11 protein-coding genes are annotated in these 12,967 nt (G+C 67.0%); 9 read left to right on the forward strand and 2 right to left on the reverse strand.

The window, feature by feature from the left end; genetic code table 11:
- Positions 1-217 precede the first annotated feature (217 nt).
- From ACZ69M_RS48320 to ACZ69M_RS48330, 3 genes are read left to right on the forward strand one after another with little or no spacing between them, the layout of a single operon-like run.
- Positions 218-2,305 carry a helix-turn-helix transcriptional regulator gene (locus ACZ69M_RS48320; protein WP_470060078.1) on the forward strand — a complete coding sequence of 696 codons (2,088 nt, stop codon included), beginning with the start codon at positions 218-220 and terminating at the stop codon, positions 2,303-2,305.
- Entirely contained in the window at positions 2,302-3,276 is a 975-nt protein-coding gene (locus ACZ69M_RS48325; protein WP_470060079.1) for a hypothetical protein, read from the forward strand. Before ACZ69M_RS48320 ends, ACZ69M_RS48325 begins: the two co-directional genes overlap by 4 nt.
- Positions 3,273-4,178 (forward strand): DUF6339 family protein, encoded by a 906-nt coding sequence (locus tag ACZ69M_RS48330; protein WP_470060080.1) that lies wholly within the window; start codon positions 3,273-3,275, stop codon positions 4,176-4,178. The genes ACZ69M_RS48325 and ACZ69M_RS48330 overlap by 4 nt, the downstream gene beginning before the upstream one ends.
- Positions 4,179-4,581: 403 nt before the next feature.
- On the opposite strand, the gene ACZ69M_RS48335 is transcribed toward ACZ69M_RS48330, so the two are convergent.
- Entirely contained in the window at positions 4,582-5,220 is a 639-nt protein-coding gene (locus tag ACZ69M_RS48335; RefSeq protein WP_470060081.1) for an ATP-binding protein, read from the reverse strand.
- Positions 5,221-5,437: 217 nt separating this feature from the next.
- Between ACZ69M_RS48335 and ACZ69M_RS48340 the strand changes: the two genes are divergently transcribed.
- The 6 genes from ACZ69M_RS48340 (at position 5,438) to ACZ69M_RS48365 (ending at position 11,473) form a co-directional block, all read left to right on the forward strand.
- Positions 5,438-6,286: a helix-turn-helix domain-containing protein gene (locus ACZ69M_RS48340; protein ID WP_470060082.1), complete on the forward strand. Its 849-nt coding sequence runs from the start codon at positions 5,438-5,440 to the stop codon at positions 6,284-6,286.
- Positions 6,283-6,483 (forward strand): DUF397 domain-containing protein, encoded by a 201-nt coding sequence (locus ACZ69M_RS48345; RefSeq protein ID WP_470060083.1) that lies wholly within the window; start codon positions 6,283-6,285, stop codon positions 6,481-6,483. The genes ACZ69M_RS48340 and ACZ69M_RS48345 overlap by 4 nt, the downstream gene beginning before the upstream one ends.
- 273 nt (positions 6,484-6,756) lie before the next feature.
- Complete coding sequence (locus tag ACZ69M_RS48350; protein WP_470060084.1) at positions 6,757-8,382, forward strand: hypothetical protein; 1,626 nt, start codon at positions 6,757-6,759, stop codon at positions 8,380-8,382.
- On the forward strand, positions 8,379-8,924 hold the full coding sequence (locus tag ACZ69M_RS48355; RefSeq protein ID WP_470060085.1) for a hypothetical protein: 546 nt from the start codon (positions 8,379-8,381) through the stop codon (positions 8,922-8,924). The genes ACZ69M_RS48350 and ACZ69M_RS48355 overlap by 4 nt, the downstream gene beginning before the upstream one ends.
- 41 nt (positions 8,925-8,965) lie before the next feature.
- On the forward strand, positions 8,966-9,478 hold the full coding sequence (locus ACZ69M_RS48360) for a nucleoside deaminase (RefSeq protein ID WP_470060086.1): 513 nt from the start codon (positions 8,966-8,968) through the stop codon (positions 9,476-9,478).
- 648 nt (positions 9,479-10,126) lie between these two features.
- Positions 10,127-11,473 (forward strand): HNH endonuclease signature motif containing protein, encoded by a 1,347-nt coding sequence (locus tag ACZ69M_RS48365; RefSeq protein ID WP_470060087.1) that lies wholly within the window; start codon positions 10,127-10,129, stop codon positions 11,471-11,473.
- Between the two features lie 11 nt (positions 11,474-11,484).
- Here the strand turns inward: ACZ69M_RS48365 and ACZ69M_RS48370 are convergent, their stop codons facing one another.
- Positions 11,485-12,660, reverse strand: a complete 1,176-nt coding sequence (locus ACZ69M_RS48370) for a hypothetical protein (RefSeq protein ID WP_470060088.1) — start codon at positions 12,658-12,660, stop codon at positions 11,485-11,487.
- Positions 12,661-12,967 lie beyond the last annotated feature (307 nt).

Raw genomic sequence — 12,967 nt, forward strand, 5'->3', positions numbered from 1 at the left:
GGAGCAAGCGCATCCTCAACGGCCTTGGCCGCGTGGGGAGTTGCCCAGGAGAACCGTAGCATGCGGTTCATCTGCCGATCTGAAGATCGGAGGAAAATTCAATCCGCTCCGCTGGCGCTCGAATCGATCGCGCATGTCTATTGAAATTTGACAGTGTCGGCGACGTCAATCGGGGTGCTACCGTTGCACTGCCCGGAACCGATGGGGAAGTGGGGCTATGGAGGACACCGAGGACTTCGGCCTATGGCTTGGGCGCCAGCTGCGTCGCAACGGGATGTCACAGGCGGAGTTCGCCAAGCGGCTGGACCTGACGCGCGCGGCGGTGTCGGCGTGGGTCACCGGCAGGGCACAGCCGCGGGCGGAGATGATGGTCAGGATCGCCGAGATCCTGGAGACGGACGTCGCCACCCTGGTCACCAGGGACGCCGATGCCGGATCGGCCCGACCGATCAGCTGGTATCACCGGATCGCCCACCATGACGGCGGCCGGGAGTACGGTAACGCGGCCGCCTTCGCCTTCGACGCGAACCTGGCCGTACTGGCCCGGGAGGTCACACAGAACTCCCTGGACGAACGGCTGGACCCACGACGCCCGGTGCGGGTGCGCTTCACCCTGCACGAGGTGACCGGTGAACACCTGCACTCCTTCCTCTCCGCGCTGAAGTGGGACGAACTGGAGCCCCACTACACGGCGGCGGCACAGTCCCGGCAGAAGGTCGGCCGGGTCCTCGCCGAGGGGCTGCGGGCGTTGCGCGAAGACTCCTCTCTTCTGCTTCTCCGGGTGGACGACTACAACGCCTCGGGGCTGACTGGACCCGAGTACGGGGACGGCCGGTACGCCGCCGTGGTCCGCCGGCAGCTCGACAGTCACAAAAGCGACGACCGAGCTGGTGGTTCGTACGGACTGGGGAAGGCAACCCTGTGGGCAGCCAGTCGGCTCGGTCTGGTGCTGATCAACAGCACCCTGTCCGAGACATATGAGGGGCGGACGACCCGCCGGGTGGTCGGACGTCTCGACCTTCCCTGGCGGGAGGTCGACGGAGTCGCCTACGCCGGACCTGCCTGGCTCGGCGAGTCGGACACGGAGAAGGAGCACGAAGGTGTCTCCCGCTCCTGGTGGGCGGACGAGAGTGTGGTCGCCGATCTGCGACTCGATCGGGACAGCGACGATCCGGGGACTTCCTTCCTCGTCGTCGGTGTTCACGACGCGGCCGGCAACAACGACACCCTGGAGGACTTGCACGAGGCCCTCAGCCGGGCGCTGGCCGACAATTTCTGGGCCGCCATGACCTCCGGCCGTTCGACGTCGGCCACGCTGGAGGCATCGGTCCGTGCTCTTCGCAATGGTGAATTCGTGGTTCGGGAGAAGCGGGTCGATCCGCTCGATCGGCACCCGGCGCTGGCCCACGCGCTCCGGGCGTACATCGACGGCGAGACGGTCGACGAGCTCACGGCCACCGGACAGGTCGCCGCCGTGGAGGTCGCCCTTGTCGTCCCGCCGCTGCGGGCCGCCGGGCGCAGGGCTGAAGGACACAGCCACCGTGCCGTACTCCTGGTCACTCCTGCCGCCGACAACGACGAGGAGCACAGCCGCATCACCTGCATGCGCGGGACTCGCATGACTGTCACGGCCCGACGTCCTCGCGGCCTACGGCCGGGAGTGGACCCGTTCCAAGCTGTCCTGCTCGCCGGGTTCGCCACTGGCGACGGCGGCGCGGCGACCCGCGCCGCCGAGGCGTTCCTACGAGCCGCCGAGCCGCCGGAGCACGACAGGTGGGGGGCGACGGAGGAACTCACCGCCGCCTATGCCAACGCGCCTCGGCGATTGACCGAGTTCAACGCGGCCATGGACGCAGCGTTGCGGGGCGTGATCGGCCGCCGGACTGCCGGTCAGGGCTCGACCGGCCCTGAGGTCCTCCGGAAGCTGCTGCGCCTGGATGCGCCCGCCGCAGTGAGCGGTCGCCGTGGCCAGGGACACCCGCTCGTGGACCGGGTCGTCGGGAAGGTGGACACAGACGGCGCCTGGACCTTGGACGTGACGCTGACCGTCCCGCAGCGCGACGACCGCTGGCAGCTACTGCCGGTGGTCAAGTTCGATGTGCGATCAGGGGGACGTCCTTCGTTGGAGTGGTCGGAGCTGTCCGCGAAGGAGAACTGCGAGATCGTCAACGGCAGGCTGCTCGTCGATCCGGACGTACGGTCAGCGCGCTTCGGTGGCGTCACGGCTGTCGGCAGCCACCCGGTGGCTGCCGCCATGGCCGGTGTGATCGTGGACATCCAGCAGGCACGGGAGGCTTCGGCGTGAGCACCGTGTACGCGTACCCGACCTTGGTAGGGAAGATCGAGGTCACCGTCCGAGGGGCGAGCATAGACGGGAAGCCGCTGCGGCTCTCGCTGATCTCCCAACGCGATCAGGTCGTCGCCCTCCATCAGATCGAGCGGGACGACTGGACCGAAGGCGTACTCGATCTCGAAGTCTCCCTCCCCATGGACGAATTGGCCGACGGCCCGTGGTCCGGAGTCGCCTGCGTCGCCGTACTGTCCGAGGGAGCCACCAACACCCGCAGGGTGAGTCGTCTGGAACGCCGTCGTGACGACACCCACTGGCGAGGCGAGGTCCGAGTGCGCCGCTCCACTCACGTGGCGCGCGCCGTCCTCGACGTGAGCGTCGTCGGCAGTCACGGTGGCGTCGACGGGCGTGTTCTCGGTACCACTGATACGCCCTGGATCGTGGACCTCCTTGCCCGTACTCCCACGAGACAACGCGATCTGGAGATCCTGGAAGAGGATTTCCGAGACGGACCGCAGGAGTGGCTGCGTCCGTTCATGGATGCGCCTTGGTTGATCGACACCACCGGAGACGTGCCGGCCGTCCTGCTCAACATGTCCTTCGAGGGGCTTCCCGAGCTCCTGTCCGGTGCTCGTGGCCCGTTGGAGAAGGCGACCGCGGGACTGGTGGCCGCGCAGATCGCGGGAGAGGCCTGGGCGACAATGTTCCACTCCGCGCTGAGTGACCTCGAATTCGATGAGGACGGCACCCCGCGCTTTCCTGGTGGATGGCGGGAGTCGGTGCTGCGCTCCATGCTTCCCGAGGTGTTTCCCGGGCTGCCCCTCTCCGAGGCCTTGGGCGAGGCCCACAGCCGTCGAGGTGACGGCCGAGGATGGGCCGAGGTCCAGTCGCGGATTCAGTTCGCAGCCGGAAGACGCGGCCAGGTGCCCAAGAATCTGACGGCGGCCATCCGTGCCGTAACCCGTGCCCAGGAAGTGAGCCGATGAGCCGACACCGCACCGAGCCCCCCGAACGGCTCGCGCTGCTCCCCGGTCACCTCGCCACGGCCTTCCTCACTCATGGGGTACGCGCGGGACAGGACGGCCTACCGCAGGTGGCGATTCTCCGGGCGAGCACGCAGATCGAGAGTGACTCCGTCCGGTGGAGCGCCGCCCCGGTGCGGGAGATCGTCGAGGAGGCCATGCACAGGTTCGATGCGGCGCGGACCGACGCCGATGCCTGGCTGGCACCTCGGCTGCACGCGACCCTGCGGATGACCCGTGCTGAGGCGGCGACCCCGGATCTGTGGAATTTCCTGGCGTTGGCCGTGGCACCGGACTTTGTCTTGTGGCGGCACATGCCGTCCGGGGAGGCCGGCGACGGCACGCCCAGGAAGGTCAACAGCGCCAGATTCGTAGGCCCTCACTACAGCCAGGCCTTCGCCCGACTGTGGTGGGCCGCCGAAATGTTCCGCGACGGGCCCGATTACACCCCCGCGGAGATCGCTTGCCGCAATCAGGACATGACCAACACTGCGCTCCGACTCGCTGTCATCGATCACAAGCCCACCGCACTGGCCCTGGTGCGGGTCCTCAAAGGGCTGACCGACGAGGGGGCCACACGACTCGGGGATCGGGTCAACGCGCTCTGTACGGCAGTCAACACGGCCGGCAGCACGCTCATGTACGAGGTGATCGCTCCGGACGAGGCGCCCGACCACCACGCACTCACCGACTGGATCGACGATGCGGAATCGGCACCGGCTGTTCCGTGGGACCGGCTTCCCGGAGGGCCGGACGACGGCACTGCCCGGCGCTCCTCCTGCGAGGTCCTGTCGCGGATGTTCGAGCGATTCGCCGCAGAGGCGCCGTTGCGTGACCGGACTCGGTCCGGGGCGGCGCACGCTTAGAAGTTGTTGTCTTTCCGGACTTGAGGACCGCGTTTTCGCTGGTCGGGCATAGGGCGGACGTTTCCGTGGGAGTGGTGGCGTGTCGTGTCGTAGCTCCCGTGGAGGTCGTGGATGCCGTCGGTCGTGGGGCTGCTGGAACAGCGCGAGGTCGCCGCGCGCCGTCGCGTGGATGGGCTGAGGGAAGAAGCCGACCGCATCCAGGCCGAGCGGGAATGGCGGGAGTGGGCCATCGCCCGCTCGCGGGTTCCGGGCCGTTCGCCGGCCATGCACCATCCCGGTGGGACCCGGCACCGGCGCGGAGCTGACATTCCGTTGCCGGTTCCCACCACTGCGGCCGCACAGGCGGCTTTCCTCGGACCTTGGCGCTGCGCTCCTGCGTCAGGAGCTCGACCTTCGGGGTCAACTAGCCCACCAGGTCGTTCAGTTCGGCGTCATATCGGGACTGGGCGCGGTCCAAGACATCGTCCACGTCGCAGCCGTGCGCCCGAAGCCAGTGAAGGAAATCCGTGATGACCGTGATCACCGACTCCTCGGCCACAACCCTCCCCAGTCTTCCCGTCCCGGACAGTCGGGGCGGTCTCGCATTCGCGCACAGCTCCAACAAGGCCTCGGCCCGCAGCACGCCGGGGCCCTCCACATGGCCGTTCGGCGATGCGAGACCCGTCGCCAGCTCGCACCACGTAACCTTCCGGTCGGAGCGGAGCTGGACACCCCACCGTGCGGCGACCGCGTCGAGGAGGGCCATGCCCCGCCCGGACTCGGACTCGACATTCGCGTCGAGGAGCGTGGGTAGGGCGCGCGTGTCGGGGTCGTGGACTTCGATGCGCAGATGAACGCCGTTCATCGAGACCGCGAGCGTGGCCGGGGTGCCAGCGCCGACGTGCGTGATGATGTTGGACACCAGCTCACTCACACAGAGCTGGGCCGCGTGGGTGACCTCTTGCAGGCCCCACACCCCCAGGTGCAGCCGCATGAGGCGGCGCAAGGCAGCCACTTCCTCGGGTTCCGCGGTGAAATCCAGGTCCCACGGCTTCCGTGACATACACGCTTCCTGGATCACGAAGACCCCTCTCGTCGCATGCCATCTCCACATGATCAGCGGAGCGTCACGCACCCTCACGGTGAGTTGCGTCGTGAACCAGAGTGACGCGAGCACATCCCGTCATGCAATGTGCAGGACGGGATTCCCACTTCCGAGTGATTGGCAGGCACGGACCTTGGCGCGAGACTGAACACCCACTATTCAAGGGATGGTTGCGATGGCTGGTTCACCGACGGCACGCCGTCGCCGTCTCTCGATCGAGCTGAAGAAGCTCCGCGAGAGGAACTCGCTGACCTGCGCGCAGGTCGGCGAGGCCCTGGACTGGAGTGGGTCCAAGGTGAATCGGATGGAGACGGGGACCGGCCGGGTCCAGCCGTCCGACATCGACGCGCTGTGCCGCTTCTACGCCACCGCCGACGAACTTCGCGAATTCCTCAAGTCACTGGCCCGGCAGGCCAATACCCGCGGCTGGTGGCAAGTGCACGGAGCGGGTGTGCCCGAGTGGTTCAGCATCTACATCGGCCTGGAGCAGGACGCGTCCACGTTCCGGCAGTACCAGTGCGAGTTGATCCCGGGCCTGATGCAGATCGAGCCGTACATCCGCGAACTTCACACGACCGGCGCCCACATGTCCGCCGAGGACATCGACAGGGCCGTGCGGGTGCGCGCGGAGCGCCAGACAGTGCTGTCGCAAGCCGATGCCCCTGACGCCTGGTTCATCGTGAACGAGGCTGCGCTGCGCCACATCATCGGAGATCGGGCACTGATGCGAGACCAGCTTGAACGCGTCTTGGATTCATCCGAGTTGCCGACTGTGACCCTGCAGATCCTGCCGTTCGACTCGGGCACCTATCCGGCTTCGGGCTCCTTCACCATGCTGGGATTCCCAGCACAGGAAGCACCGGACCTGGTGTACCGGGACGGCATCACCGACGCCGTATATCTGGAGGGAGAGCATCATGTTCGTGAGTACACCAGGGCGTTCGACGGGCTACGAGCCGCGGCCTTGAGTCCTCAGCGTTCCACCCAACTGATCAAGTCCGTCCTGAAGGAATACGCACAGTGAGCGTTGCAGAGTCCACGAACCCCGGCCGTCCGGCATGGTTCACCTCGTCCTACAGCAATGGTGCCGGCGGAGAGTGCGTGGAGGCCGCCTTCGTACGCGCAGGTGTGCTGGTGAGGGATTCCAAAGTGGCGGACGGCCCTCATGTCACGGTGTCGGCCGAGGCATGGCACAAGTTTCTTACGGCATCGGCGGGATGACTGGAAGGACAGCATTCCCTCGCCCGTAACTCTCTCTCGGGCGGAGCCGCAGAACCCCTGTAGCGATCAGGCGCCTTCCGGCCGTCGCCGCACCCCCGGGCCCGGACTCCCTGTTGGCAACATCACTGTTCCCTGCAAGAGTTGGGCTCCGCTGGTGAGGTCCGAGAGCCGAACGGGGCAGCGGTGCAAACGTGGAGACAGTTGGCACTGTTCGTGTGCGCTGTGGCGCTCGGCCTCGTCGCATTCCACCATCCACGAAGCCATGACGACGTCGTGGACGCGACCCAGTTCAGCATCGCCTTCTTCGCCACGCTGCTGACCGGTGAGGCGGTCATCTTCGCGCTCACGTTCTCCGCGGCCAGCTCCTGGCCCTCGTTACGGGCGATCGACAGCCACATCGCCTTCAGGGAATGGGTGCTCATCGGCTGGTTCGCGGCCTTGTTCACGGCCTGCGGACTCCTCGGCGACAACGCCGCCAGCGCCACTTACGGCGCGCTGCTGTTCCTACTGGCCAACATCTTCGGGATCTTCTCCTTCATACAGCTCTTCGGCCTGGCCAGCGTCGGCGGCCGCAATCGGCTGCTGCGTCGGACCCTGGCCGGGGCTCTGGCTCGCCAGGGGACGAGCTTCGGCTCCTTCTTCTACGACCTCGAGAACGACCCCGTCATCAACTCCTACCTGGGCACCGTCAGCCAGGCCGGCACCAGCAACGACCCCACCGCGATCCGGAACCTTGTCGATCAACTAGTGGAGGCAGAGGTCCCGCCGGCTGCCGCCGAGGACGCCGTCACCGTCCACCTCGACGTCTTGCACCGTCTTTCACGCGCCACCCTGGCCGGTGGCGCCGACCCTGTCCAGGTCAGCGCTTGCGCCCACGCACTGATCGACTCGGTCATCCGCCACTGCCGCCGACTGCCCGACCCCGCTCCGCCCCTGGGCGCGCTCAGCCGCTACCTGGCCTGGCTCGCCAACACCGCGCTGCTGATGTCGGTACGCGGCGTGGCCTCCAACCGGGCCGCCCGCGAGCTCGTCGCCCTCACCACCGACGCTCGCCTGAAGATCCTGCGCTGCGTCGACCCCGACCCCAAGTCGGCCACTACGCGGGACGAACTCGGCACCATTTTCACCAAGCCGCTCCAAGTGCTCCTGTGGAGCGGCGACTTCATCGAATTCCATGGCGCTCACCAGGCCAGCGCTCTGTACGGCATGTACGAGATCCTCACCGGTACCAAGTTCATGGGGAACTACTGGGACGGCGCCTCCATCCTCACCCAACTGCGCCAGGCCCTGTACGGCAACACGGACGTCCTTTCCACGCCAGAAGCCGTGGCCTCCCGGACGGCCTTCGGGCCGCCCGAGGAGTACGACCACTTCTGGGCGCTGGTCACCGTGACCGCGCTCGCCACTCTGCGCGACACCCGTCTGCCGCATCCACCGGAGCTGGTGCGTCCCGAGTTCACCCCCGATCACCAGTTATTGGGGGCCTATCTGCGTACCTTCGCCACCCATCGCTACTTCGCCACCGCCGCGCAAGGCCGCGAAGCACTCCTGAGTCTCGTCGCCCGCGCCGACACTCCCGGTTCGCCCGCCGCTGAGATAGTCAGGGCACGCGGCAGCAACACGTACCGGGTGCCCGCCCCACTAGTGGAACCGAATCAACGCCCGGCCGCGATGATCCTCGCCATCGCCTGTCGCCTGGCCCCACTGGTCCCCGGAGACGACGACACGGAGTTGAGGGCCTTCCTCGCCTCGCTCCCCTCCCCGGCTCTGACGGCCGCCGCTCGCCTCGCTGCCCGCATCCTGCCGGGCGCTGCCACGGAATCAGACCCGGTGGAAGCCATCACCGTCGGCCTGAAGGTTCTGCAACTGATCGGCGTCCACACCCGGGAGGGAACGTGACCGACTCCGTCATAGATGTGACCACCTGGCGCGAACGCCTGGTCGATCTCGAGGCCTCAGAGGTGTCGGCCGCGGTGATCGTGCAGTGCGACCAGGCCTGGCTCCGCCCTGACCTCACGGCCTTCCGGAACGAAGTCGACCAGGCACTCATGACCGCCCAGCTGCGCCGCGGCGACCGACTCACCATCACCCGAATCATCCTGCACAATCTCCCCCTCGCACCGGCCACCGTCCACCGATCGACTGCCGTCGATCGGGCCTTCGGCGAATGGCACCACCGCCTGTCCGCCGCAAGCGTCCTGCTCTGTCCCGGCAGCCAGCCCGCACCCCGCGTCCATCGCCTGATCCTCCGTGGAGACCAGACCCGCGCGCCCATCCCAGATATGGTCGAACTACTGAAAAACGGCGACTGGACCGACCAACACCGAGCCGAACTGGTGTTGCACACCGTCGAAACCACGGGTGCCACTACGCCCCTCACCGGCTACGACATGGACCTCGACGGCCCCTTCGGTGACGCCGATCCCTCCATCTACATGTAAGCGCGCACCCGCAACCGGCCCACCGCACAATTGGAGATCAGGTGCCTTACGTACCTCAGAGTCAAGACGACCAGGTCTTCCTGGCCCAAGCCATCGAGCTCTCCCGGCACGCCCTCGAAGACGAAGGCAAAACCCCCTTCGGCGCCCTCGTCGTCATCGACGGGAAAATCATCGCAACGGGCACCAGCTCGGTCGTCGAACTCCGGGATCCCACCGCCCACGCCGAAGTCATGGCTCTCCGCGCCGCCGGTGCAGAACTCGGGCGCCACCTCATGGAAGACGCCGTTATGTACGCCAGCAGCGAGCCCTGCCCCATGTGTCTGGTCGCCTGCTACTGGGCCCGTATCCCCCGCCTCGTTTACGCCGCCAACAGCCACGACGTCGCCGTGAACGGGTTCGAAGATCTTCAGTTCTACCGTCAGCTCGCCCTTCCCAACGCCGATCGAACCCTGCTCGCGGAAACAGCTGCCGATGGTGAAGCCCGTGAAATCGCGACGGCGGCTCTCGCCAGCTGGGCTGACAAACTGCCTTTCCCCGTCGAACCCAAAATCTGAGCTCCGACCGAAGAGGAACAGTCACCGCATGGTCAGGACGGCCTGCTGCCTCGACTCTTCATGGAGAAGCAGCGAAAACGCCGACTCACATCACGTTGGCATCGAGGCACCCAAGGCCGCCCGGTTTTGCTGAGTGTGGCGGTTCCGGGGTGAGCGTCAAGAGCGCCCTTCGGGCGTCGGCTGCGCCGATTTCGCTTCGCTCCACTCTTGACTCTCACCCCTCCACCGCGGACTGCTCTTGGCCGGGCGGCCCGAAAGGGGGCGGCGGGGGAAGCGGGGTGGGGTTTCTTCGCGTTGCCGGGTGCCGGGAATTTGAGGCTTGGGGGACGCCTGTGGCTTTCCGCGCACGCCGGGTTGGTATGGCGGCTTCCGGATGGTGGGTGGGGTGCGAGCGCGTGTGGGGTGGTTCGGGTGGACCGGAGTGCTCTTCATCTCGGCGTGGCGCCGGCCGGGATGGTGTGCTGCCTGGGCTGGCGGCTGGCCGACGACAGACGGCAGACGGAGTTCCCGGTTCCGGGGTAGATCCTTCTGACGGATGAAATGCCGCGATGAACTGGGGATATCACTCTCCGTGAGGGATAATGGAGGGGTCGGAACGTTGGCGAGTGGGTGAGGTTCGGCGCTCTCACGGGGACGGGGGTGAGCGCAGTGGCTGTTGCGGTGGAGTCCGAAGTCGATGTGTCGTCTGCGGTGGCGGACGAGTGGATCGCTGAATTGCGGTCGTGCGCGCCTTCGGTGGAGAACCTGGGGTTGCTGGTCGAGTTGGCCGGTGAGCGGCTTTCGGCGCGGGGGCGGATTGATGCGCTGGCTGTGTTCGAGCGGCATCTTGCGTGGTTTCAGGGGATGCAGGTCGAGGTGCTGGCGGCGATTGGGGACTACGCGGATTCTGGGGCCGGTGCTGCCGCAGCCGATGAGGCGTTCGATGCTCGGCTGCTGCGGGAGTGGGACGCCGCGAGCGATGAAGTGGCTTGTGCCCTGCGGCTGGCCGGTGGCACCGCTTCGCGGCGGCTCGACGTGGCACAGCAACTGTGCGCTCGGTATCCGGCGACTCTGGAGTTGCTGAAGCGCGGGGAGATCTCCTATCTGCAGGCTGAGGCCGTCACAGAATTGTGTGCGGTTCTCGAGCCGGAGACGGCTGGGCAGGTTGAGGCCGTCGTGATCGCGAAGATGCCGGAGTTGGCTGTCGGGCAGACGCGGGCCTTGTTGCGTCGGCAGATTCATAAGGCCGATCCGGATGGGGCTGGGGAGCGGCATCGGCGGCGCAAGGTGGATCGGGAGACTGTCCTTTATCCGCGTGAGGATGGGATGGCTCTCTTCGGCGTCGTCCTGCCTGCTGAGCAGGCTGCCGAGATGGGACAGGCCGTCGACGCACATGCGGCCACGTTCGACAATGACGGGCGGACTCTGGCACAGAAGCGTGCCGACGCGTTGTACGACCTTGTGGTCAACCGCATTGGTGTGGCGGGCGATTGCGGCAGTCCGGCGCGCGGGCGGGCTGCCGCCGTCGTACAGGTCACTGTGCCCCTTGATGTTCTGGTGGGCGCCGAGGACGGGCCTGCCGAGCTGAAGGGGTACGGGCCGATCACCGTGGGGCAGGCGCGTGAGATCGCCTTTGCTCCGGGGACGATCTGGCGGAGGCTCATCACCGATCCTGGCAGTGGGCTGCTCGTGAAGGTCGATCCGACCACCTACCGGCCCACGGCCGATGCCGAGCGGCAGGTCATCGCCCGCGACCAGTACTGCGCCTTTCCCAGTTGTCGGATGCCTGCACATCGCTGCGATGTCGATCGCGTCGAGCCGTTCGATCACGAGCGTCCCGAGGCGGGTGGGCTGACGGTTCCAGAGAATCTTCAGCCGTTGTGTCGGCGGCATCATCGGCTGAAGACCCACCATCCCGGGTGGAGGGTGACACGGGATCCGCATACCGGCATTGCCAGTTGGACGAGTCCCACCGGGCATACGTACAGGAATGCGCCACCCGTTTATCGGGAGTGAGTGAGGTTTTCTCACTGACCGACGGTGAGGAACAGAGCTCCGACTAGAACTGACAGGAGGATCTCGTAGCCGAGGACGACGCAGGCCAGGGCCAACACTCCCTTCTGCCACAGACGCGGTCCGCGGTAGGGAAGGAGCGGTGGCTGGTCCGAGGGTTGGAGCGCCGCTTCGGTCGGGGTCGTGTCGATCTCCGCGTGGCTGCGCCACCAGTGGCATAGCGTTTGGATCTTGGCTTCGAACTCCGAGTCCCAGAGCACGCGTCCGACACGCGGTACTGGCAACGGCGTTCGGCGGCTGCTCGCTTCAAGGATGACCAGCCTGCGCCCGCCGCGGTGGCGCTCGACGGCGATCCCTTGAATCTCGTCCCAGGGAACGGTTCGGGGCCGCAGCCCTCGTATGACCAGGTGGTCGGCGGTGAGGATGACGCCTCTGCCGAAGCTCAGGAAGCTCGCGCCCAGCAGCAGTGAGATCGCGACGAGCGCGCCAAGCGTGCGGCCAAGGAGCGTCGGGTGATCTGCGCCGGGCCCCTCGGCGAACCCCGCCATCACCGCATCAGCCGCAAGCCACCCGAGGAGCAGGACCGTGGGCACCGACCGGCTTGGCGCAGGTCGCATACTCAGTCGCTCGGGCAACCGGCCGTGGGTATGCCCCCAGGCGCCGAGTTCACCAGTTGTGTCTTCGACGTGGGCCGCGCCGCCGTTGGCAAGCCACCAGCTTCGGATGGTCGCGACCTTGTCGTCAAACCGGCGGTCGCGGGACAGGAAAGCGGAGCTGGGCATTCGTAGCGGGGTGCGGCGTCCATCCGTCTCGTAGAGGACCACCCGTCGTCCGCCGGTGAACGGCTCGACCGCGACCTCGGCCACGTTGGTCCACGGGATGGTCCGGCGGCGCAGGTTGTGGACGACGACCGCCTCAGGGGTCAGGGTTACCCCGACGTAGCGGCTCAGCACCCACAGTTCGAGCGTGACGAAGAACGGCAGCGCCATGGTCAGGACCCGCCACCCGAACGGCAGGCCGGGCAGCCCGGGCCGCTGGTGCGCCCACAGCAAGGGATTCGACGACTGCATCAGCACGACGGCGCCGAGGACCAGACCCAGTGGCAGGGACTGCTGCCACGAAGCCCGATAGCGGACTCGGCCGACTATTCCCGATGATTCCGCTCCGCCATTGCGGGCTTCCTGGTTCACAGCTGTTCCACCCCTGCCGCACGAACAACGCGGGGCATCATGCCTGGCCAGGGGCTGCTCGCGCAATGGCTGCCGACGGCCCCGGCCCGACAGAGCAACTGGCAGCCAGGGCGGGAACCGTGCCTTCTGCTCGTAGCGCCCACAGCGCTACCGGGATTCATTCGCAGTGCATCGGGCTTCAGCCCGGTGGTGAAGCGAATCTGAGGGTGGCGACGCGGAGCGTCGCCGCATCTGGTCCGGCGGAGCCGGACACGGCGTGTGCACTACCCGCGGCACGGAGCGCCGTGATCGCCTGGTCCCGGCGGAG

The organism is Streptomyces sp. NPDC107454, assembly GCF_055582885.1.